Origin of the sequence: Pseudomonas sp. UBA4617 (genome assembly GCF_002386445.1) — a bacterium.
Classification (GTDB): domain Bacteria; phylum Pseudomonadota; class Gammaproteobacteria; order Pseudomonadales; family Pseudomonadaceae; genus Aquipseudomonas.
Genome location: NZ_DGIR01000021.1, coordinates 57,188 through 77,725 on the forward strand (window position 1 = coordinate 57,188; position 20,538 = coordinate 77,725).

The following is a 20,538-nucleotide window of genomic DNA, read 5'->3' on the forward strand; positions in this document are numbered from 1 at the left end:
GGAATCACCCAAGACCTGCTTCGCTTAGCGAATGCGGTCGCACAGCTCGGTAGCGGAGAAGAAGTAAGCGATTTCGCGGGCAGCCGAAGCTTCCGAGTCAGAACCGTGAACGGCGTTCTCGTCGATGGAAACGGCGAAGTCAGCACGGATGGTGCCGGCAGCAGCTTCTTTCGGGTTGGTGGCGCCCATCAGCTCGCGGTTGGCCAGAACGGCGTTTTCACCTTCCAGAACCTGGACGATGACCGGGCCGGAAGTCATGAAGGCAACCAGGTCAGCGAAGAAGCCGCGCTCTTTGTGCTCGGCGTAGAAGCCTTCGGCTTCGGCCTTGGACAGCTGCTTCATTTTCGAAGCGACGACGCGCAGGCCGGCTTTCTCGAAACGAGTGGTGATCTCGCCGATGACGTTCTTGGCGACAGCGTCAGGCTTGATGATGGAGAAAGTACGTTGAACAGCCATGGAAAACTCCAGAAAAATGAGTGTTGCGAAAAATTAAACCCGCGAATTATACGCGGGTTCCAGGGGATTGCCTAACCTGCAGGACGCGTTCAGTCGGCTTCTTCGATCCAGGCCGCCTGGATGGCCTCGAGCACTTTCTCACCGCCGCGTGACGGATCGTCGCTGAATTCTGGCAAGGCCAGCACCCAGCGGTGCAAATCGACGAAATTCACATAACGAGGATCGACGTCCGGCTTGCTTTCTGCAAGCTGGATGGCGATCTCAAGTACATCAATCCATTTCAGGCTCATGGAACAAACCTCAGTGCGGCGCTTCGGCGGCGTGGTTGAGCGAATATTTGGGGATCTCGATGACCAGGTCCTGGTCAGCGACGACCACCTGGCAGCCGAGGCGCGATTGCGCCTCCAGGCCCCAGGCCTTGTCCAGCATGTCCTCTTCCAGCTCGTCGGCCTCTTCCAGCGAGTCGAAGCCCTTGCGCACGATGCAGTGGCATGTGGTGCAGGCCTTGACGCCGCCGCAGGCGCTTTCCATCTCGATGTGATGGTCGTGGGCCAGCTCCAGGATGTTGGTCCCGGGCTCGACCTCCACAGTCAGCCCTTCTGGGCAGAACTTCTCGTGCGGCAGGAATGTCACCAGCGGCATCGGTTACTCCTCGATCTCATTCAGGTTGCGCCCGGCCAGTGCGGCTTTGACCGTCGAATCAAGGCGACGGGCGGCAAATGCGTCGGTCACCTGCGACAGACGCTTGGTCTGTTGCTCGATGGCTGCGCCATCGGTGCCGGCCAGCAAATCACGTAGTTCTTGCATCTGGAATTCGATGGCTTCGCGCTCGTCACTGCTGAGCAGGCGTTCGCCATCGGCGTCCAGGGCGCCCTGTACCGCTTCGAGCAGGCGTTCGCCATCCACCTGGTGCTCGCGCAACTGGCGGGCTTGCTTGTCCGAACCTGCGTGTTCGAAGGAGTCCTTGAGCATCCGGGCAATTTCGCCGTCGGTCAGGCCGTAGGACGGTTTGACCTGGATGCTGGCTTCCACGCCCGAACCCAGCTCGCGGGCAGCGACACTGAGCAGGCCGTCGGCATCGACCTGGAAGGTGACGCGGATCTTTGCCGCACCGGCGACCATGGCCGGAATGCCGCGCAGTTCGAAACGCGCCAGCGAGCGGCAGTCGCTGATCAGCTCGCGCTCACCTTGCAGCACGTGGATCATCATGGCCGTCTGGCCGTCCTTGTAGGTGGTGAACTCCTGGGCACGCGCCACCGGAATGGTGGTGTTGCGCGGGATCACCTTCTCCATCAGCCCGCCCATGGTCTCGAGGCCAAGCGACAGCGGGATAACATCGAGCAGCAGCAACTCGCCACCCTCGCGGCGGTTCCCGGCCAGGGTATCGGCCTGGATCGCGGCACCGATGGCCACCACCTGGTCAGGATCGATCGAGGTCAGCGGGGTGCGCCCGAACAAGCCGCCCACAGCTTCGCGCACACGCGGCACGCGGGTCGAGCCACCGACCATGACCACGGCGCTGACTTCTTCCAGCTCGATGCCGCTGTCACGCACGGCGCGGCGGCAGGCCTTGAGGCTGCGGGCAACCAGCGGTTCGATCATGGCTTCGAAACCGGCACGGCTGAGTTCGCCCTGCCAGGCGCCATGGCTGACGCTGACCACGTCGGCGTCGGTCAGGGCTTCCTTGGCGGCACAGGCGGTTTGCAGCAGTGCGCGCTGGGTGGCCGGGTCTAGGTCGGACGACAGGCCGGCCTGCTCGATGATCCAGCCGGCAATCGCGTGGTCGAAGTCGTCACCACCCAGGGCGGTGTCGCCACCGGTGGCCAGTACTTCGAACACGCCGGCGGTCAGGCGCAGGATGGAGATATCGAAGGTGCCGCCCCCCAGGTCATAGATGGCCACCACGCCTTCGGCATTCTGGTCCAAGCCATAGGCCACGGCGGCTGCGGTCGGCTCGTTGAGCAGGCGCAGCACGTTCAGGCCGGCCAGGCGCGCAGCGTCCTTGGTGGCCTGGCGCTGGGCGTCGTCGAAATAGGCAGGCACAGTGATCACCGCCCCGACCAGCTCGCCGCCCAGAGTGGCTTCGGCACGCTCGCGCAGCACCTTGAGAATATCGGCGGACACTTCAACCGGGCTCTTCGGCCCCTGCACGGTATCGATGAACGGCATGTGCGATTCACCGCCGACGAAGCGGTACGGCAGCTGCTCGCCCAATTGCTTGACGTCGGCCAGGCCACGCCCCATCAGACGCTTGACCGACAGCACGGTATTCAATGGGTCGAGGGAAGCGGCGTCACGCGCAGCCTGCCCCACCTCGTTGCGCCCGTCGAGGTAGCGCACCGCGGACGGCAGAATGACGTTGCCCTGCGCATCGGGCAGGGGCTCGCTACGGCCGCTGCGCAGTGCGGCGACCAGGGAGTTGGTGGTACCCAGGTCGATCCCCACCGCCAGGCGGCGCTGATGCGGTTGAGGGCTTTGACCGGGTTCGGCAATCTGCAGTAGGGCCATGCTTATCTGAATACCTTAGGTGCCATCACGGGCAGCACCGGGTTAGTCGTCGAGGCGCTCTTCCAGTTGGCGCACTTCTTGGGCGAGCTTGTCGAGGAACTGCATGCGGCGCATCAGGCGCTCGGCCTTGTCGCGCTCGCCCGGGGCGTCCCAACAGGCGGCAAAGTCCTCGTTCAGCGTGTCCTGGGCGACCTTCAGGCGCTTCTTGAACACAGCTACACCGTCAAGGTCGGCTTCGTCCTGCAGCTCTTCGAGCTCCTCGCGCCACTGCATCTGCTGCAACAGGAAGTCCGGGTCGTGGACCGTGACTTCCTGTGGCACTTCGTGACCGCTGATGGCCAGCAGGTAGCGGGCGCGACGCGGCGCACTGCGCAGGGTCTGGTAGGCGTCGTTAAGGGCTGCGGACTTTTCCAGCGCTACGCGTTGCTCACGCTCGGAGGCATCGGCAAAGCGGTCGGGATGGACCTCACGGGCCAGCTCGCGATAGCGAGTGGCCAGCTTTTCGAGATCCAGACGGAAGCCTGGCTGGAGGTCAAACAATGCGAAATGACAAGGAGTACCCACAGCCAGCCTCAAACGTTGAAGCTTTCGCCGCAGCCACACTCACCGCGCACGTTGGGGTTGTTGAACTTGAAGCCTTCGTTCAACCCTTCCTTGACGAAGTCCAGCTCGGTGCCGTCGAGGTAGACCAGGCTCTTGGGATCGATGATCACCTTGACGCCATGGTTCTCGAACACCTGGTCTTCCTCCGCCAGTTCGTCGACGAACTCCAGCACGTAGGCCAGGCCCGAGCAACCGGTGGTGCGCACGCCCAGGCGAATGCCTTCACCCTTGCCGCGCCCTTCCAGGGAACGCCGCACGTGGTTGGCGGCGGCTTCTGTCATGCTGATAGCCATCTGGACTCCTTACCTCGCAACAGGCGACTTAGATCAAGCCTTTCTTCTGCTTGTAATCGCGTACCGCTGCCTTGATGGCATCTTCGGCGAGTACCGAGCAGTGGATCTTGACCGGCGGCAACGCCAGTTCTTCGGCCAGCTGGGTGTTCTTGATGGTTTCGGCTTCGTCCAGGGTCTTGCCCTTCATCCACTCGGTGGCGAGGGAGCTGGAAGCGATGGCCGAACCGCAGCCGTAGGTCTTGAACTTGGCGTCTTCGATCACGCCCTGCTCGTTGACCTTGATCTGCAGGCGCATCACGTCACCGCAGGCCGGGGCGCCGACCATGCCGGTGCCAACGTCCGGGTCTTCGGCATTCATCTTGCCGACGTTGCGCGGGTTTTCGTAGTGGTCGATGACCTTTTCACTGTATGCCATGGTGCAATTCCTTCCTCATCAGGGAGCCGCTCTTGCCGGCGACTGCTTAGTGGGCGGCCCACTCGATCTTGGAGATGTCAACGCCGTCTTTGTACATGTCCCACAGCGGCGACAGCTCACGCAGTTTGTTCACTGCCTCGCAGACTTTCTGCGCGGCGTAGTCGACTTCTTCTTCAGTGGTGAAACGGCCGAAGGAGAAGCGGATCGAGCTGTGCGCCAGCTCGTCGTTGCGGCCCAGGGCGCGCAATACGTAGGACGGTTCGAGCGACGCGGAGGTGCACGCCGAACCGGACGATACGGCGATGTCCTTCAGCGACATCAGCAGCGATTCGCCTTCGACGTAGTTGAAGCTCAGGTTCAGGTTATGCGGCACGCGGGCGGTCTGGCTGCCGTTGACGTACAGCTCTTCAAGGTTGGAAACCTGCTTGAAGAAGCGCTCGCTCAGGGCCTTGATGCGTACGTTTTCCGCGGCCATTTCCTGCTTGGCGATGGCGAAGGCTTCGCCCATGCCGACGATCTGGTGGGTCGGCAGGGTGCCCGAACGCATGCCCCGCTCATGGCCACCGCCGTGAATGATGGCTTCCAGGCGTACCCGCGGCTTGCGGCTGACGTACAGCGCGCCAATACCCTTGGGACCGTAGACCTTGTGCGCCGAGAACGACATCAGGTCGACTTTCAGCTTTTGCAGGTCGATTTCGACCTTGCCGGCCGACTGGGCGGCGTCGACGTGGAACAGAACGCCACGCGAGCGGGTCAGTTCGCCGATGGCGGCGATATCGTTGATCGAGCCGACTTCGTTGTTCACGTGCATCAGCGAGACCAGGATGGTGTCGTCACGCAGCGCTGCCTCTACCATGGCCGGGGTGACGATGCCGTCTTCGCCCGGCTCCAGGTAGGTGACTTCGAAACCTTCACGCTCCAGCTGGCGGGCGGTGTCCAGGACTGCCTTGTGCTCGATCTTGGAGGTGATGATGTGCTTGCCCTTGGTCTGATAGAAGTGCGCGACTCCTTTCAGCGCGAGGTTGTCGGACTCGGTGGCACCGCTGGTCCAGACGATTTCGCGCGGATCGGCATTGATCAGTTCGGCAACCTGACGGCGGCCGTTTTCGACCGCTTCCTCGGCCTTCCAGCCGAAGACGTGGGAGCGGGAAGCCGGGTTACCGAAGTTTCCGTCGACCAGCAGGCACTCGGCCATTTTCTGGGCCACGCGTGGATCGACCGGAGTGGTCGCGGAGTAATCGAGGTAGATCGGCAACTTCATTTGTCTCTCCTATCAGGCGGTGGCGTCGCTCGTCGTCCCAGCGGGATCAATCGACGGCGGACGTCTCAATCTTGTCCAGCTGGGCGACTCGGCCTGCGACACGACGCAGGTCCTGGCGCTGGGCGACTTCCTGCACCTCGCGGCGCATGACGAGGTCGGCCAGGCTGATGCCGCTGAGGAATTCATGGATCTGCTGGCTGAGGTCGCACCACAGGTGGTGGGTCAGGCAGGTATCACCGGCATGGCAGTCCCCGAGGCCCTGGCAGCGCGTGGCATCGACCGATTCGTTGACCGCATCGATGACCTGGGCTACCTGGATGGTTTCCATGCCCCGCGACAGCTGGTAGCCACCGCCTGGACCGCGCACGCTGGAAACCAAGCTGCTGCGGCGCAGCTTGGCGAACAGCTGTTCCAGATAAGAAAGGGAAATGCCCTGGCGCTCGGAAATATCGGCCAAAGACACCGGCCCATGCTGCGCGTGCAACGCCAGGTCGAGCATGGCGGTCACGGCGTATCGGCCTTTGGTAGTCAGTCGCATGGCTATTGGGTACCACGGGAGTTTCGGGATGTGTGCGAGTATGCGATTCCCGAGCATTTAAGTCAACTATTAGACCTACTGCTTTAGTCGGGTTTGCATCTGGGAGGCGGGCGCGAGTGTAGCAGACCAGGGGCGCCAGCACACGCCCCGTATGTCATTGCACCGCGGACACGGCGCAATCAATGCGTCTGAGTGTCGCGCTGGGCCACCTGAGCGACATCCTTGAAGTCATCTTCCGGCAGCGCGGGCAGCTCCTTGGCGCAATAGTCGCTGCCCATCTTGGTCAGGGCCCCGCACATCCCCTCAAGCCGCTCGTCGACCGCTTGCAGGTGATCGAGCATCTGGCCGATAGCACGGGCCACCGGATCGGGCATGTCGCCGCTGACACCGTAGGCATCGAAACCGATTTTCTCGGCCATGGCCTTGCGCTTGGCCTCCACTTCAGTGTCTTCGCTCTTGACGATGATCCGCCCCGGGATACCCACCGCCGTGGCGCCCGCCGGCACCGCCTTGGTCACCACTGCATTGGAGCCGATCTTGGCCCCGGCGCCGACGGTGAACGGGCCCAGCACCTTGGCCCCCGCCCCTACGACCACGCCGTTTTCCAGGGTGGGGTGGCGCTTGCCCTTGTTCCAGCTTGTGCCGCCCAAAGTCACCCCCTGATACAAGGTGACATCATCGCCGATCTCGGCGGTTTCACCAATGACGATGCCCATGCCGTGGTCAATGAAGAAGCGTCGGCCGATGGTGGCGCCGGGATGAATCTCGATGCCGGTCAGCCAACGCCCGAAATTCGACACCAGGCGCGCCAGCCATTTGAAATCACGCTTCCACAGGGCATGGCCCAGGCGGTGCAGCCAGATGGCGTGCATGCCGGGGTAGCAGGTCAGTACCTCGAAGGCGTTGCGCGCAGCCGGGTCACGGTGGAATACGCTTTGAATATCTTCACGCAGGCGTTCGAACATCTGTCAGTCCTTCCGTTTATGCGGCTCGCCCCGAACCACCTTCTGGGTCTCGGTGAGGATGCCGCGCAAAATGCTCATTTCCGAACGCTCGACCGCGACCCGCCCGTACAGCCGGCGCAGGCGCGGCATCAGGTGCTTGGGCTTCTCGGGGTCGAGGAAGCCGATACCGACCAGGGTCTTCTCCAGGTGGTCGTAGAACAGCTCCATTTCGTCCATGGTCGCCAGTTCGCTGGCGTCAACCTTGTCGACCTTGCCCGCTACCTCACCGGCCGCCAGCCAGGCCATGCGCACCTCGTAGGCGAGCACCTGGACGGCGGCAGCCAGGTTCAGCGAGCTGAAGTCGGGGTTGGAGGGAATGTGCACGTGGAAGTGACATCGCTGCAGTTCTTCGTTGGTGAGGCCGGCGTGCTCGCGCCCGAACACCAGGGCGATCTCCTCGCCACCATTGGCATGTTCCACCGCCTTGGCCCCGCATTCACGCGGGCCGATCAGCGGCCAGGGAATGCTCCGTTCGCGGGCGCTGGTGCCCATCACCAGGTTGCAGCCGACCAGCGCCTGCTCCAGGCTGTCGACCACCTGGGCGTTGTCCAGCACATCGTCGGCCCCCGAGGCTCGGGCGCTTGCATCCACGGCGGGAAATTCTTTCGGCTGCACCAGCACCAGACGCGACAAGCCCATGTTTTTCATGGCACGCGCAGCGCCGCCGATGTTGCCGGGGTGGCTGGTATTGACCAGAACAACACGAATATTTTGCAGCAAGGTGTCGTGCTCACAGATGCAGGAATCAGGGCTTTCGATCTTACAGAACCGACAGACGTAACGCCACGAAAGCAAATGTCACACTTCTGCCGCCAAAGATTTCTGCTAGAATGATCGGCTTTCTTCTTTAACATCTCCAGGTGACCCGCCCATGCAGCCTATGCTGAATATCGCCCTGCGCGCCGCTCGCAGCGCCAGTGAACTGATTTTCCGCTCCATCGAACGCCTGGATAGCATCAAGGTCGATGAGAAAGAGGCCAAGGACTACGTTTCCGAAGTCGATCGCGCCGCCGAGCAAAGCATCGTCAACGCCCTGCGCAAGGCCTACCCGAACCACTCCATCCAGGGCGAGGAAACCGGCCTGCACGCGGGCAGCGGCGAAGAAGGCAAGGACTACCTGTGGGTCATCGACCCACTGGACGGCACCACCAACTTCCTGCGTGGCATCCCGCACTTCGCGGTCAGCATCGCCTGCAAATACCGTGGCCGCCTTGAGCACGCCGTGATCGTCGACCCGGTTCGCCAGGAAGAATTCACCGCCAGCCGTGGCCGTGGCGCCCAGCTCAATGGCCGTCGCCTGCGCGTCAGCTCGCGCACCAGCCTGGAAGGCGCCCTGCTGGGCACCGGCTTCCCGTTCCGTGACAGCCAGATGGCCGAGCTGGACAACTACCTGGGCATGTTCCGCGCACTGACTGGCCAGACTGCCGGCATCCGCCGCGCCGGCTCCGCCAGCCTGGACCTGGCCTACGTGGCTGCAGGCCGTTTCGATGCCTTCTGGGAATCGGGCCTGTCCGAATGGGACATGGCAGCCGGCGTGCTGCTGATCCAGGAAGCGGGCGGCCTGGTCAGCGATTTCAACGGTAGCCATGACTTCCTCGAGAAAGGCCATATCGTTGCTGGCAACATCAAGTGCTTCAAGGCGGTGCTGACTGCCATCCAGCCGCACCTGCCAGAGAGCATGAAGCGCTAAGCGCGGATTGCAGGCAAAAAAAAGCACCCCTCGGGGTGCTTTTTTTGCCTGTCGAAGCCATGCGCAATCTGCTTCTTGTGGGAGCGGCCTTGCGCCGCGAAAGGGCTGCAAAGCAGCCCCGACGATCTCTAATGGTTCACAGCCCCCGGGGCCGCCACGCGCCCCTTTCGCGACGCAAGGCCGCCCCCCACATCTAGAACAGGCCGCATGCGCCTTACTGCGCGGCTTCGCTGAGGATCAGCTTGCCATTCTTGTCCACGGGAATGGTCGAACCGGGTTCGTGATCCATCTTCACCTGGCCTACCTGGTCGCCGATGGTGTACTTGACGTTGTAGCCCACCACCTTCTCGCTGATGTCATTGACCGTGTTGCAGCGGGTTTGCGTAGTGGTGTAGGTATCACGCTCCTGCATGCCTTCCTGCACCTTGTTACCGGCATAACCGCCACCGACCGCACCGGCCACAGTGGCAATCTTCTTGCCAGTACCACCGCCGATCTGGTTACCCAACAGACCGCCGGCAAGGGCGCCTACCACAGTACCGGCGATCTGGTGCTGGTCCTTGACTGGCGCCTGACGCGTCACGGTGACGTCCTTGCAGACCTCACGCGGGGTTTTAACCTGTTGTTTGATCGGTTGCACGTCGGTGACCTGGGCATATTCAGGCCCCTTGTTGACCAAGCTGTAGGTCGCGACAGCACCTCCGGCAGTCACACCGACAGCACCCAGTACCGCACCTACCAGCATTGATTTGTTCACATGAACCTCCTGATCATACCGGCGGGTCCGACCCGCCTTCTCCCAGCCTTGGAGTAAAAAAAAAGGCGCAAGTTCAGTACTTGCGCCTTTCGGGCCGCCAGGCGGCATGCAGCATGCCTTATGGACGGTCGTCCACACCGTCGCTCTTGGCCGGCGGGATCAGGTCCTCACTGCTCAGGTTCAGCCAGATCAGCACCACGTTGGCGATGTAGATCGACGAATAGGTACCGGCCATGACACCGATGAACAGTGCCAGCGAGAAGCCGAACAGGTTGTCACCACCGAAGAACAGCAATGCGGCGATGGCCAGCAAGGTCGAAACCGAGGTGGCGATGGTACGCAGCAGGGTCTGCGTGGTGGAAACGTTGATGTTCTCGATCAGCGAGGCCTTGCGCATGACGCGGAAGTTCTCGCGCACCCGGTCGAACACGACGATGGTGTCGTTCAACGAGTAACCGATGATCGCCAGCACCGCAGCCAGCACGGTCAGGTCGAAGGTGATCTGGAAGAACGACAGGATACCCAGGGTCACCACCACGTCGTGGATCAACGAGACAATCGCGCCCACGGCGAACTTCCACTGGAAGCGGAAGGCCAGGTAGATGAGGATGCCGCCCAGGGCCAGGAGCATGCCCATGCCACCCTGGTCGCGCAGCTCTTCACCCACTTGCGGGCCGACGAACTCGACCCGCTTGACCGTGGCAGGGTTGTCGCCGCCGGCCTTCTGCAAGGCTTCGGCCACTTTGTTGCCCAACTGCGGGTCATCGCCCGGCATGCGCACCAACAGGTCGGTGGTGGCGCCGAAGCTTTGCACCACCGCCTCGTGGAAGCCGGAGCTGACCAGCTCGCTACGCACCGCCTGGAGATCGGCGGGTCGCTCGTAGGTCAGCTCGATCAGCGTACCACCGGTGAAGTCGAGGCCGAAGTTCAGGCCCTTCTGCCACCAGCTGAACAGCGCCAGCACGGTGAGGAGCACGGTGATGGCGAACGCGACATTGCGCACGCCCATGAAATTGATGGTTTTCATCGCAGCTCCCTCAAACCCACAGCTTCTTGATGTCACGCCCGCCGCAGGTCAGGTTGACCATTGCGCGAGTCACCATGACGGCGGTGAACATCGAGGTGAAAATCCCGAGGGACATGGTGACCGCAAAGCCCTTGACCGGGCCGGTACCCATGGCGAACAGGATGCCACCGACCAGCAGGCTGGTCAGGTTGGCGTCGATGATCGCGGTGTAGGCGCGGTTGAAGCCTTCATGGATGGCGCGTTGTACCGACATGCCAGCTTTCAGCTCTTCGCGGATACGCGAGAAGATCAGCACGTTGGCGTCCACCGCCATCCCCATGGTCAGCACGATACCGGCGATACCGGGCAGGGTCAGGGTGGCGCCCAGCAGCGACATCAGCGCCAGCAGCAGGACCATGTTGCCCGCCAGGGCGACGGTGGCGATCACACCGAAGCCGCGGTAGATGGCGATGATGAACAGCGAGACGAACAGCATGCCCCACAGCGACGCATCGATGCCCTTGGTGATGTTATCGGCACCCAGGCTTGGACCGATGGTACGCTCTTCAGCGAAGTACATCGGAGCGGCCAGGCCACCGGCACGCAGCAGCAGGGCCAGTTCGGACGATTCGCCCTGGCCGTTCAGGCCGGTGATGCGGAACTGGCTGCCCAGCGGCGACTGGATGGTCGCCAGGCTGATGATCTTCTTTTCTTCCTGGAAGCTCTGGACGGCAACGTCCTTCTCGACGCCATCGACGGTCTGCTTGACGTAGCGGGTGACCGGCTTCTGCTCGATGAAAATCACCGCCATGCTGCGGCCGACATTGCTGCGGGTAGCACGGCTCATGAGCTCGCCACCGTGGCCATCAAGGCGGATGTTCACCTGCGGGCGGCCGTGCTCGTCGAAACTGGCCTGGGCGTCGGTAACCTGGTCACCGGTGATGATCAGGCCGCGCTCGACCGCGGCGGAACGCCCGCCTTCACGGAACTCGAACACTTCGGTAGTGGCCCTGGAGGCACCCGGTTCGGCACCGAAGCGGAACTCCAGGTTGGCGGTCTTGCCGAGGATGCGCTTGGCTTCGGCAGTGTCCTGCACGCCTGGCAGCTCTACCACGATGCGGTTGGCGCCCTGGCGCTGTACCAGCGGCTCGGCCACGCCCAGCTCGTTGACCCGGTTGCGCACGGTAGTGAGGTTCTGCTTGATCGAGTATTCGCGGATCTCGGCGACTTTCGCCTGGGTCAGCGCCAGACGCAGCACGGCGAGCTCGTTGCGCTCGGTGGTGGTCAGGTCGAAATCATTGAAATTCTTGCGAATCAGGGCACGCGCCTGCTCGCGGGTGGCATCGTCGGCGAAGCCCAGCATGATGCCGCCATCCTGCTGAGGCAGGCTGCGGTAGCGGACGCGCTCTTTGCGCAGCAAGGTCTTGACCTCGCCTTCGTAGACTTTCATGCGCGCGCTCATGGCCTTGTCCATGTCCACTTCCAGCAGGAAGTGCACACCACCGGACAGGTCCAGGCCCAGCTTCATCGGGCTGGCGCCCAGGTTGCGCAGCCATTGCGGGGTCGTCTGGGCCAGGTTCAGCGCCACGACATAGTCATCGCCGAGTGCCTTGCGCACGACATCCTTGGCTGGCAGCTGATCTTCCTGATTGGTCAGGCGGATCAGCCCGCTGCCCTTTTCACCCAGGCTCGCGCCCTTGACGGCGATCTTGGCATCGACCAGCGCCTTGCTGACGCGGTCGAGGTCGGCCTGGCTCACGTGCAGCGCCGAGCTGGCACCACTGATCTGTACCGCCGGATCATCCGGGTAGAGGTTGGGAGCGGAATAAATAAAACCGATCGCCAGTACCAGCACGATCAGTGCGTATTTCCACAGAGGGTATTTGTTCAGCATCACGCCGCCCGTTCAAGACGCGGGGCGCTTTGCGCGCCCCGACTGGAAAATATGAAACCGGTAACTCAGATAGCCTTGAGCGTACCTTTTGGCAGGGTGGCCGCAATGGCACCCTTCTGGAACTTCAGCTCGACGCTGTCGGAAACTTCCAGGACCACGAAATCATCGGAAACCTTGACGATCTTGCCGGCGATGCCGCCGTTGGTGACAACTTCGTCACCTTTCTGCAAGTTGCTCAGCAGGTTCTTCTGCTCTTTGGCACGCTTGGCCTGCGGGCGCCAGATCATCAGGTAGAAGATGACCAGGAAACCGACCAGGAAAATCCACTCGAAGCCGGTACCGGCTGGGCCGGCGGCGGGTGCTGCGGCGTCCGCGTATGCGGCGGGGATCAAGAAGCTCATTGGGCACTCCTAATGTAATGTTCTAATAATGGATGCGGACAGTCAGTCCAAGGGCGGTACGGGAAGCCCGCGCTTGGCGTAGAAGGCGTCGACAAAGGCGGCCAATTTACCCTGTTGAATAGCCTCGCGTAAACCGGCCATCAAGCGCTGGTAATGGCGCAAGTTGTGGATGGTATTCAGCATGCTACTCAGCATTTCGCCGCACTTGTCCAGGTGGTGGAGATAGGCGCGGGAGAAGTTGCTGCAGGTATAGCAGTCACAGGTCGGATCCAGCGGCGAATCATCGTGGCGATGGAACGCGTTGCGGATCTTGATTACCCCGGTATCGACGAACAGATGACCGTTGCGCGCGTTACGCGTGGGCATCACGCAGTCGAACATGTCGACGCCGCGGCGCACACCCTCAACGAGATCCTCCGGTTTGCCTACCCCCATAAGGTAACGAGGTTTGTCAGCCGGCATCTGGCCCGGCAGGTAATCCAGCACCTTGATCATTTCGTGCTTGGGTTCGCCGACCGACAGGCCACCGATGGCCAGGCCGTCGAAACCGATGTTTTCCAGGCCTTCCAGCGAGCGCATGCGCAGGTCCTGGTACATGCCGCCCTGGACGATACCGAACAGCGCCGCGGTGTTGTCGGCATGGGCATTCTTCGAGCGCTGGGCCCAGCGCAGCGACAGCTCCATGGAAGCGCGCGCCACATCATGCTCGGCCGGGTAAGGGGTGCACTCGTCGAAGATCATCACCACATCCGAGCCCAGGTCGCGCTGCACCTGCATCGACTCTTCCGGGCCCATGAATACCTTGGCGCCATCGACCGGCGAGGCGAAGGTCACGCCCTCCTCCTTGATCTTGCGCATGGCGCCCAGGCTGAACACCTGGAAGCCCCCGGAGTCGGTGAGGATCGGGCCTTTCCACTGCATGAAGTCGTGCAGGCCGTTGTGCTTCTTGATCACCTCGGTGCCCGGACGCAGCCACAGGTGGAAGGTGTTGCCCAGGATCATCTCGGCGCCGATGGCCTCGATATCGCGCGGCAGCATGCCCTTGACCGTGCCATAGGTGCCGACCGGCATGAAAGCCGGGGTCTCCACGGTGCCACGTGGGAAGGTGATGCGGCCACGACGGGCCTTGCCGTCGGTGGCCAGCAGTTCGAAGGACATTCGACAGGTGCGACTCATGCTTGATCCTCGGGCCCGCGTGGCGCCGGATTGCGGGTGATGAACATGGCATCACCGTAACTGAAGAAGCGGTACCCCTGCGCCACCGCCGCCGCATAGGCGGCCATGGTCTCGGGGTAGCCGGCAAAGGCCGAGACCAGCATCAGCAGCGTGGACTCCGGCAAGTGGAAGTTGGTGACCAGGGCGTCGACCACATGGAACGGCCGGCCCGGGTAGATGAAGATGTCGGTATCGCCGCTGAAGGCCTTGAGCACGCCGTCGCGCGCCGCGCTTTCCAGCGAACGCACGCTGGTGGTGCCGACCGCGATTACGCGACCGCCACGGGCGCGGCAGGCGTCGATGGCATCCACCACATCCTGGCTCACTTCAAGCCACTCTTTATGCATGTGGTGGTCTTCGATCTTGTCGACCCGCACCGGCTGGAAGGTGCCAGCGCCCACGTGCAGGGTGACGAAGGCGCGCTCGACGCCCTTGGCGGCGATCTTCTCCAGCAGCGCCTCGTCGAAGTGCAGGCCCGCCGTGGGCGCGGCGACCGCGCCGGCGCGCTCGGCGTACACGGTCTGGTAGCGCTCGCGGTCGGCGCCCTCGTCCGGGCGGTCGATATAGGGCGGTAGCGGCATGTGGCCGACGCGGTCGAGCAACGGCAGCACCTCTTCGCTGAAGCGCAGCTCGAACAGCGTGTCGTGGCGCGCGACCATTTCCGCCTCGCCACCGCCATCAATGAGGATCACCGCGCCTTCTTTCGGCGCCTTGCTGGCACGCACATGGGCCAGCACCCGGTGGCTGTCGAGCACGCGCTCGACCAACACTTCCAGCTTGCCGCCGGAAGCCTTCTGGCCGAACAGGCGCGCCGGGATCACCCGGGTGTTGTTGAACACCACCAGGTCGCCCGGGCGCAGGTATTCGAGCAGGTCGGGGAATTGCCGGTGCGCCAGCGCACCGGTTGGCCCATCGAGCACCAGCAGACGGCTGCCATGGCGCTCGGCCAACGGGTGGCGGGCGATCAGGGAATCAGGGAGTTCGAAGGAAAAATCGGCGACGCGCATGATGATGTTCGGTTCGGCAGGGCCGGGAAGTTTAGCCCAATGTGTGAAAATTGACCATGAAAGCCGATTGACCGACCAGCGGAGCCTCTCTATACTGCGCGCCACAAGCCCTGATGGCGGAATTGGTAGACGCGGCGGATTCAAAATCCGTTTTCGAAAGGAGTGGGAGTTCGAGTCTCCCTCGGGGCACCATCACATCGTTCCAAGCGGTCCCTCCAGACCCGGAACACCAGAGAAACCGGCCACTGAGCCGGTTTTTTTGTGCCTGCCCGAACCGTTTTCAATCAGCCCAACGGTCCAGCTGCCCCTGGGCACGCCTGCTGAAGATGGTCAACAACTCGCTCAAGGTATGCGGTGAGGGTTCGGCAGCGCGGGTCACGGCATACAAGGTGATCGGCAATGCCGGGGCCAGCGGACGAATCGTGGTCGCCCCAGGCGCTGCGCCAAGCGCGGTGAAGGGGTCGATGACCGCCAGCCCGGCGCCGGATTCGACCATCGCCCTGGCCAGCGAATAGGTCTGCACCGCGATGCTCACCCGGGGCGGCGGCTCGACTGCCTTGAGGTAGCTGTCGAGGCGGGCCGACAGCGGGTCGGCGCTGGACAGCCCGATCAAGGGCGCACCGGCCAAGGCCGTCAACGGCAGCGGCTTGCCTTCCTCTTCCAGCGGCCAATAACCTGCCGGCGCCAACGCCACCAGCACCCCGCTGGCCAGCGCCTGGGCCTTCAGCGCCGGGTGATCGGGCTGTTGCAGGGTCAGGGCGACATCGATCTCGCGCATCAGTAGGTTCTGCACCAGTTCGCGGCTGTGGGCGCTGGACAGCTCACAGGCGATGTCCGGATAACGCTGGATCCACTCATGAATGGCCGGCGGCAACAGTGACAGGGCCAGTGCCGGTGTGGCACCGATGCGCAGGCTGTGGCCCGGCTCGCGACGCAGGCTTTGTGCCAGGCGGCGCACCCCTTGCAGGCTCTCCGTGACCTTGTCCACTTCACGCTCCAGTTCCAGCGCTTCGGGGGTCGGCTGCAGTTTGCCACGCACCCGCAAAAACAGTGGGAAACCCAGTTGCTGCTCGGCGTGCTGCAGCACCTTGGTCACGGCAGGCTGGGAAACGTGCAGCAACTGCGCAGCACCGCTGACCGAGCCGGTCTGGCGGATGGCCTGGAAAATCTCGATATGGCGAAGGCGCATGGTCAGTCCATAACCTTTGTTTATGGCTCAGCGATCTTTATTCATTTTCCGCCACCTGTCACCTGGCCATAACCTCAGGCTCGTTCCAATAACGACCAAGGACTGACATGGCTCGGCAGGTATGCATCATCGGCGGTGGCGTCATTGGCCTGGCAACCGCTTACGCACTGGTTCGCGACGGCTTCGACGTGACGCTGATCGAGGCGCGCGATACGTTGGGCAGCGAAACCAGCTTCGCCAACGGCGGCCAACTGTCCTATCGCTACGTGGCGCCGCTGGCCGACGCCGGCGTGCCATTGCAGGCCATTGGCTGGATGCTGCGCGGCGACTCCCCGCTCAGGCTGCGCCCGCGCTTCGACCCGGCACAGTGGCGCTGGATGGCCTCGTTCCTCGGGGCTTGCCGCGCCTCGGTCAATCGCGCCAACGCAGGCCATCTGTTGCGCCTGGCGCTGTTGAGCCAGTCGACCTTGCAAGCCTGGCGTGAGGAGGATGGCCTGGAGGGGTTCCACTGGCGGCGCAACGGCAAGCTGGTCACCTTCCGCCAGGCCGGCAGCTTCGAACATGCACGCAAAAGCCTGGCCGCGCCCCAGCAGCAACAGGTGTTGTCGCACGCCGACTGCGCCCGCCTGGACCCGGCGCTGGCAGAAGCCCCCTTTGTCGGCGCCATCTATACCCCGGATGAAGAGGTAGGTGACTGCCATGCTTTCTGCCAGCAACTGGCGGCGCGCCTGCAGGCGTCGGGACGTTGCCAGTTCCGCCTGGGCCAGGCCGTGTCCGGCATCCGCCATGCGCATGGCGTGGTCAATGCGGTCGAACTGGGCGATGAAGTGCTGCCGGTCGAGCAACTGGTGGTCGCCGCCGGCCATCGCAGTGCGTTGCTGGCACTGCCGGGTGTCGACCTGCCGCTGTATCCGCTCAAGGGTTATAGCCTGACAGTCCCGATCGGCGCCGAGCACCGGGCGCCGGACCTGAGCATCACCGATTACGACCGCAAGATCGTCTACGCGCGGATCGGCGAGCAGTTGCGGGTGGCGGCGATGGTCGACATCGTCGGTTTCGACCCGTCGCTAGACCCCAAGCGCCTGGCCCTGCTCAAACGCCAGGCCCGCGAGACCTTCGCCAACGCCGGTAATTATGACTACGCCGTCGAATGGGCCGGTATGCGTCCGGCCACACCTAGCGGCGTGCCGCTGCTGGGCGCAACGGCGTATCGCAACCTGTGGCTGAACCTTGGTCATGGTGCGCTGGGCTTTACCCTGGCCTGCGCCAGTGCTCGCCTGCTGAGTGAACTGATCGGCCAACGCCGCCCCTCCATTGACCTGCAGGGTTTCACACCCCGTGCGGCGTGATCCCCTACCCCTTGAAGGACTACCCTATGACCATTGACCGCATCCAGCCCAATCCACGCCTGTCCGCCGCCGTGACCTACGGCAACCTGGTGTTTCTTTCCGGCCAGGTGCCGGGTGACGCCACCGATGCCGCTGGCCAGACTCGCCAGGTACTGGAAAAAATCGACGCACTGCTGGCCGAGGCAGGCAGCGACAAAGACCATTTGCTCAGCGCGACCATTTACCTGAAGGACATCGGCAGGGATTTCGATGCGATGAATGACGTCTGGTCTGCCTGGCTGTCACCTGGCCAGGCGCCCAGCCGCACCACTTTGCAGGCCGAACTGGCGCGCCCGCAGGTGCTGGTGGAAATATCCGTGATTGCGGCACGTCGCTGACCCCTTACCCACAACGGAGAACAACAATGCAAAAAATCACGTTGATCGGCTGTACCCTCGCCCTGTTGCTGGGCACCCAGGCCCATGCTGACGAAGCAGCGCTGGGGCCTACCCTGAGCAAGATCGCCAAAGCCAACAGCATTACCCTGGGCTATCGCGATGCGTCAGTGCCATTTTCCTACGTGGGCGATCACTCGGGCCAACCGATGGGCTATTCGGTAGACCTGGCGAGCAAGATCGTCGAGCGGGTGCAGCAGAAGCTGGCAATGCCCCAGCTCAAGGTGAAGTACAACCTGGTGACATCGCAAACCCGTATTCCGCTGGTGCAGAACGGTACCGTCGACCTTGAGTGCGGTTCGACCGGCGTCACCGCAGAGCGACAGAAGCAGGTGGCGTTTTCCTACGGGTTCATTTATGTCAAAGGCCAGTTGCTGACGGCCAAGGACAGCGGGATCAAGCGCTTCGCCGACTTGCGTGGCAAGAATGTGGTGACCACCGCCGGCACCACCAACGAGCGCTACCTGAAAAGCTACAACATCGATCACAAGATGGACATGTACGTGATCAGCGCCAAGGACCATGGCGAAGCCTTCCAGATGTTGCAGTCCGGACGGGCGGCGGCGTTCTACATGGACGATGCGCTGCTCTACGGCGAACGCGCCAAGGCGCGCGACCCGCACAACTGGGTGGTAGTCGGAGAAGAGCAGTCGCGGGAAATCTACAGCTGCATGGTGCGCAAGGATGACCCGCAGTTCCTCGCCCTGGTGAATGCATCGCTAGGCGAGCTGTATAGCTCAGGCGAAATCAACGGGATCTACCAACGCTGGTTCCAGCAGCCGATTCCGCCTAAAGGCTTGAACCTCGAATTCCCGATGACCAGCGAACTCAAGGCCATCTTTGCCAAGCCGGTAAGCGATCCGGTGCAATAGCTGCAGCCCGGCGTCCACCCTCGGTGAACATCCGAGAGCGGCAGTGAACAACGTGTGTCACTGCCACAGGTCGCTATTGCGAAGCGTCAGCGCCGCAGTAGCGACTTCCGATCAGCCAGCACACAAGGACTCGCCATGCCCCTGACCCACCGCCCGGTACGGCCCGACGACATCCCCGCAATCTGCAGCTTCCCGCAAAGCCCGGCCGAACTGTTCTATATGTTCCCCAAAGCCACCTATCCCCTGACCCCTGCGCAATTGAGCGATGCCATCGCCCAACGCAGCGGCTCCACGGTGGTGGAAGGCAACGGCACGGTGCTGGCCTTCGCCAACTTCTACAAGGCCGAACACGGCGGCGTGTGCGCCCTGGGCAACGTGGTCGTGGCCCCCACCGCGCGCGGCCAGGGCGTAGCGCAGTACCTGGTGACAGCCATGCTCGAACTGGCTCGTCAACAGTTCGCAGCACGGGAGGTGTGGGTGTCGTGCTTCAACCACAACACTGCGGGCCTGTTGCTCTATCCACAGCTGGGCTTCGTACCGTTCGGCATCGAGGAGCGGCAGGCGTGGGAGGGGTCGCGAGTGGCGTTGGTGCAGATGAAACAGGTGTTGATTCAGCCCGGCTGAGCCAGCGAGGCCGCGTTGGGGCTGGACCGTATAATCAAAAATCCCTTGCAACAATCACCCACCGAACCTTCGCCCTGCCTCGACGTCGGATCCTGCATCTGCCCATTTTCGAGGTACCCCGCGTGAAAGAGATCATCGTCCGCAAGTACCGTCTGGCCGTGAAGACCATCGGTTATATCGGCTGGTCGCTGTTCTGGCTGCTGATCTGGGATGTGCTGGTCACCATCGACTTCATGCTGTTCTTCAACAGCAAGTTCACCCTGCCGCTGATCCCGCTGACCTTGCTGGGTTCTGCGTTGGTAGTGCTGGTCAGTTTTCGCAACAGCAGCGCCTACAACCGCTGGTGGGAGGCTCGCACGTTGTGGGGGGCGCTGGTCAACAATTCGCGCAGCTTCGCCCGGCAGACCCTGACCTTGATCGACGACCCGGATGGCGCGCTCAACCCAGTCAAGGCCAGCCTGCTGCGCCGGCATATCGCCTATGTGAACTGCCTGGCGGCGCACCTGAAGGGCGAGAGCTGCCCGGATGAGCTGATGGCCTTCATCCCGCCCGCAGAGTTCGAACGGCGCAACCGCTCGAACAACTTCGCCAACGACATCCTCAGCGGCTCGGCGGCCCTGCTGGCGCGAGAATACCAGGCCGGCAGGCTGGACAGCATCCGTCTGGCGCGGCTGGAGTCGACGCTGGTAGACCTGTCCAACGCCCAGGGGGGCATGGAACGGATCGCCAACACCCCGCTCCCCTACCCCTATGTGTATTTCCCGCGGCTGTTCATTACCCTGTTCTGCCTGATCGTGCCGGTGGGCCTGGTGGAGTCGCTGGGTTGGTTCACGCCACTGGCGTCCACGGTGGTGGGGTTCATGCTGCTGGCGATCGAGCGGATCGGCACGGACCTGCAGAGCCCGTTCCGCTTCAGTGAGCACCAGATCCAGATGGACAGCATCTGCGAGACGATCGAACGCAACCTGGAGTCGATGCAGCGGGAAGCGCAATGCGCCGAAGCGGTGGGTGCCTGAATGATT

The 20,538-nt window shown here is 62.8% G+C and carries 24 protein-coding genes and 1 tRNA gene; 7 read left to right on the forward strand and 18 right to left on the reverse strand.

From position 1 onward, the window contains the following. Positions 1-24: 24 nt before the first annotated feature. From ndk to trmJ, 11 genes are all read right to left on the reverse strand, one after another. A complete protein-coding gene (gene ndk / locus B4L76_RS08070) occupies positions 25-456 on the reverse strand; it encodes a nucleoside-diphosphate kinase (RefSeq protein WP_023382208.1) in 432 nt (143 codons plus the stop codon). Between the two features lie 89 nt (positions 457-545). Next, positions 546-746 (reverse strand): Fe-S cluster assembly protein IscX, encoded by a 201-nt coding sequence (gene iscX, locus B4L76_RS08075; protein WP_023382209.1) that lies wholly within the window; start codon positions 744-746, stop codon positions 546-548. A 10-nt stretch (positions 747-756) separates the two neighbouring features. Continuing rightward, complete coding sequence (gene fdx / locus B4L76_RS08080; protein WP_025337773.1) at positions 757-1,098, reverse strand: ISC system 2Fe-2S type ferredoxin; 342 nt, start codon at positions 1,096-1,098, stop codon at positions 757-759. A 3-nt stretch (positions 1,099-1,101) separates the two neighbouring features. Continuing rightward, positions 1,102-2,964, reverse strand: coding sequence for a Fe-S protein assembly chaperone HscA (hscA, locus tag B4L76_RS08085; protein WP_296231721.1), 1,863 nt, complete (start codon positions 2,962-2,964; stop codon positions 1,102-1,104). 42 nt (positions 2,965-3,006) lie between these two features. Beyond that, positions 3,007-3,528 carry a co-chaperone HscB gene (hscB, locus tag B4L76_RS08090; RefSeq protein WP_296231722.1) on the reverse strand — a complete coding sequence of 174 codons (522 nt, stop codon included), beginning with the start codon at positions 3,526-3,528 and terminating at the stop codon, positions 3,007-3,009. Positions 3,529-3,536: 8 nt separating this feature from the next. Then, a complete protein-coding gene (gene iscA / locus B4L76_RS08095) occupies positions 3,537-3,860 on the reverse strand; it encodes an iron-sulfur cluster assembly protein IscA (protein WP_170028347.1) in 324 nt (107 codons plus the stop codon). Between the two features lie 28 nt (positions 3,861-3,888). Continuing rightward, positions 3,889-4,275: a Fe-S cluster assembly scaffold IscU gene (gene iscU / locus B4L76_RS08100; protein ID WP_003248539.1), complete on the reverse strand. Its 387-nt coding sequence runs from the start codon at positions 4,273-4,275 to the stop codon at positions 3,889-3,891. Positions 4,276-4,321: 46 nt separating this feature from the next. Beyond that, positions 4,322-5,536 (reverse strand): IscS subfamily cysteine desulfurase, encoded by a 1,215-nt coding sequence (locus tag B4L76_RS08105; RefSeq protein WP_296231723.1) that lies wholly within the window; start codon positions 5,534-5,536, stop codon positions 4,322-4,324. A 46-nt stretch (positions 5,537-5,582) separates the two neighbouring features. Further along, positions 5,583-6,074 carry a Fe-S cluster assembly transcriptional regulator IscR gene (iscR, locus tag B4L76_RS08110; protein WP_050704358.1) on the reverse strand — a complete coding sequence of 164 codons (492 nt, stop codon included), beginning with the start codon at positions 6,072-6,074 and terminating at the stop codon, positions 5,583-5,585. 179 nt (positions 6,075-6,253) lie between these two features. Beyond that, the gene (gene cysE, locus B4L76_RS08115) at positions 6,254-7,039 is read right to left on the reverse strand and encodes a serine O-acetyltransferase (RefSeq protein ID WP_296231724.1); all 786 of its coding nucleotides are present in this window, start codon (positions 7,037-7,039) and stop codon (positions 6,254-6,256) included. A gap of 3 nt (positions 7,040-7,042) precedes the next feature. Continuing rightward, complete coding sequence (gene trmJ / locus B4L76_RS08120; protein ID WP_296231725.1) at positions 7,043-7,798, reverse strand: tRNA (cytosine(32)/uridine(32)-2'-O)-methyltransferase TrmJ; 756 nt, start codon at positions 7,796-7,798, stop codon at positions 7,043-7,045. 151 nt (positions 7,799-7,949) lie between these two features. Here trmJ and suhB point away from each other — a divergent pair, with 151 nt between their 5' ends. Further along, positions 7,950-8,768: an inositol-phosphate phosphatase gene (gene suhB / locus B4L76_RS08125; RefSeq protein ID WP_296231727.1), complete on the forward strand. Its 819-nt coding sequence runs from the start codon at positions 7,950-7,952 to the stop codon at positions 8,766-8,768. Positions 8,769-8,982: 214 nt separating this feature from the next. On the opposite strand, the gene B4L76_RS08130 is transcribed toward suhB, so the two are convergent. The 6 genes from B4L76_RS08130 to queA all read right to left on the reverse strand — a co-directional run bounded on the left by B4L76_RS08130 (position 8,983) and on the right by queA (position 15,048). Then, on the reverse strand, positions 8,983-9,525 hold the full coding sequence (locus B4L76_RS08130) for a glycine zipper 2TM domain-containing protein (protein WP_296231728.1): 543 nt from the start codon (positions 9,523-9,525) through the stop codon (positions 8,983-8,985). A 118-nt stretch (positions 9,526-9,643) separates the two neighbouring features. Continuing rightward, positions 9,644-10,552: a protein translocase subunit SecF gene (gene secF / locus B4L76_RS08135; protein WP_296231729.1), complete on the reverse strand. Its 909-nt coding sequence runs from the start codon at positions 10,550-10,552 to the stop codon at positions 9,644-9,646. Between the two features lie 10 nt (positions 10,553-10,562). After that, positions 10,563-12,425 carry a protein translocase subunit SecD gene (gene secD / locus B4L76_RS08140; protein ID WP_296231730.1) on the reverse strand — a complete coding sequence of 621 codons (1,863 nt, stop codon included), beginning with the start codon at positions 12,423-12,425 and terminating at the stop codon, positions 10,563-10,565. A gap of 65 nt (positions 12,426-12,490) precedes the next feature. After that, positions 12,491-12,826, reverse strand: a complete 336-nt coding sequence (gene yajC / locus B4L76_RS08145; protein ID WP_085623861.1) for a preprotein translocase subunit YajC — start codon at positions 12,824-12,826, stop codon at positions 12,491-12,493. Positions 12,827-12,868: 42 nt separating this feature from the next. Continuing rightward, a complete protein-coding gene (tgt, locus tag B4L76_RS08150) occupies positions 12,869-13,984 on the reverse strand; it encodes a tRNA guanosine(34) transglycosylase Tgt (RefSeq protein WP_161959640.1) in 1,116 nt (371 codons plus the stop codon). 14 nt (positions 13,985-13,998) lie between these two features. Further along, the gene (queA, locus tag B4L76_RS08155) at positions 13,999-15,048 is read right to left on the reverse strand and encodes a tRNA preQ1(34) S-adenosylmethionine ribosyltransferase-isomerase QueA (RefSeq protein WP_296231731.1); all 1,050 of its coding nucleotides are present in this window, start codon (positions 15,046-15,048) and stop codon (positions 13,999-14,001) included. A 107-nt stretch (positions 15,049-15,155) separates the two neighbouring features. Here queA and B4L76_RS08160 point away from each other — a divergent pair. Then, positions 15,156-15,240, forward strand: a tRNA-Leu gene (locus B4L76_RS08160). Between the two features lie 88 nt (positions 15,241-15,328). On the opposite strand, the gene B4L76_RS08165 is transcribed toward B4L76_RS08160, so the two are convergent. Next, complete coding sequence (locus tag B4L76_RS08165; RefSeq protein WP_296231732.1) at positions 15,329-16,237, reverse strand: LysR family transcriptional regulator; 909 nt, start codon at positions 16,235-16,237, stop codon at positions 15,329-15,331. A gap of 107 nt (positions 16,238-16,344) precedes the next feature. Here B4L76_RS08165 and B4L76_RS08170 point away from each other — a divergent pair, with 107 nt between their 5' ends. From B4L76_RS08170 to B4L76_RS08190, 5 genes are all read left to right on the forward strand, one after another. After that, entirely contained in the window at positions 16,345-17,586 is a 1,242-nt protein-coding gene (locus B4L76_RS08170; protein ID WP_296231733.1) for a D-amino acid dehydrogenase, read from the forward strand. 26 nt (positions 17,587-17,612) lie between these two features. Continuing rightward, positions 17,613-17,963, forward strand: coding sequence for a RidA family protein (locus tag B4L76_RS08175; protein ID WP_296231734.1), 351 nt, complete (start codon positions 17,613-17,615; stop codon positions 17,961-17,963). A gap of 26 nt (positions 17,964-17,989) precedes the next feature. Continuing rightward, positions 17,990-18,892: a transporter substrate-binding domain-containing protein gene (locus tag B4L76_RS08180; protein WP_296231735.1), complete on the forward strand. Its 903-nt coding sequence runs from the start codon at positions 17,990-17,992 to the stop codon at positions 18,890-18,892. Between the two features lie 135 nt (positions 18,893-19,027). Next, positions 19,028-19,516, forward strand: coding sequence for a GNAT family N-acetyltransferase (locus tag B4L76_RS08185; RefSeq protein WP_296231736.1), 489 nt, complete (start codon positions 19,028-19,030; stop codon positions 19,514-19,516). Between the two features lie 122 nt (positions 19,517-19,638). After that, complete coding sequence (locus B4L76_RS08190) at positions 19,639-20,532, forward strand: bestrophin family protein (protein ID WP_296231737.1); 894 nt, start codon at positions 19,639-19,641, stop codon at positions 20,530-20,532. Positions 20,533-20,538 lie beyond the last annotated feature (6 nt).

Bases quoted from the DNA above. Each gene is read 5' to 3' on its own strand.
- ndk (WP_023382208.1), bottom strand. From the start codon at position 456: ATGGCTGTTCAACGTACTTTCTCCATCATCAAGCCTGACGCTGTCGCC.
- iscX (WP_023382209.1), bottom strand. From the start codon at position 746: ATGAGCCTGAAATGGATTGATGTACTTGAGATCGCCATCCAGCTTGCA.
- fdx (WP_025337773.1), bottom strand. From the start codon at position 1,098: ATGCCGCTGGTGACATTCCTGCCGCACGAGAAGTTCTGCCCAGAAGGG.
- hscA (WP_296231721.1), bottom strand. From the start codon at position 2,964: ATGGCCCTACTGCAGATTGCCGAACCCGGTCAAAGCCCTCAACCGCAT.
- iscA (WP_170028347.1), bottom strand. From the start codon at position 3,860: ATGGCTATCAGCATGACAGAAGCCGCCGCCAACCACGTGCGGCGTTCC.
- iscU (WP_003248539.1), bottom strand. From the start codon at position 4,275: ATGGCATACAGTGAAAAGGTCATCGACCACTACGAAAACCCGCGCAAC.
- B4L76_RS08105 (WP_296231723.1), bottom strand. From the start codon at position 5,536: ATGAAGTTGCCGATCTACCTCGATTACTCCGCGACCACTCCGGTCGAT.
- iscR (WP_050704358.1), bottom strand. From the start codon at position 6,074: ATGCGACTGACTACCAAAGGCCGATACGCCGTGACCGCCATGCTCGAC.
- cysE (WP_296231724.1), bottom strand. From the start codon at position 7,039: ATGTTCGAACGCCTGCGTGAAGATATTCAAAGCGTATTCCACCGTGAC.
- suhB (WP_296231727.1), top strand. From the start codon at position 7,950: ATGCAGCCTATGCTGAATATCGCCCTGCGCGCCGCTCGCAGCGCCAGT.
- secF (WP_296231729.1), bottom strand. From the start codon at position 10,552: ATGAAAACCATCAATTTCATGGGCGTGCGCAATGTCGCGTTCGCCATC.
- secD (WP_296231730.1), bottom strand. From the start codon at position 12,425: ATGCTGAACAAATACCCTCTGTGGAAATACGCACTGATCGTGCTGGTA.
- yajC (WP_085623861.1), bottom strand. From the start codon at position 12,826: ATGAGCTTCTTGATCCCCGCCGCATACGCGGACGCCGCAGCACCCGCC.
- tgt (WP_161959640.1), bottom strand. From the start codon at position 13,984: ATGTCCTTCGAACTGCTGGCCACCGACGGCAAGGCCCGTCGTGGCCGC.
- queA (WP_296231731.1), bottom strand. From the start codon at position 15,048: ATGCGCGTCGCCGATTTTTCCTTCGAACTCCCTGATTCCCTGATCGCC.
- B4L76_RS08165 (WP_296231732.1), bottom strand. From the start codon at position 16,237: ATGCGCCTTCGCCATATCGAGATTTTCCAGGCCATCCGCCAGACCGGC.
- B4L76_RS08170 (WP_296231733.1), top strand. From the start codon at position 16,345: ATGGCTCGGCAGGTATGCATCATCGGCGGTGGCGTCATTGGCCTGGCA.
- B4L76_RS08175 (WP_296231734.1), top strand. From the start codon at position 17,613: ATGACCATTGACCGCATCCAGCCCAATCCACGCCTGTCCGCCGCCGTG.
- B4L76_RS08180 (WP_296231735.1), top strand. From the start codon at position 17,990: ATGCAAAAAATCACGTTGATCGGCTGTACCCTCGCCCTGTTGCTGGGC.
- B4L76_RS08185 (WP_296231736.1), top strand. From the start codon at position 19,028: ATGCCCCTGACCCACCGCCCGGTACGGCCCGACGACATCCCCGCAATC.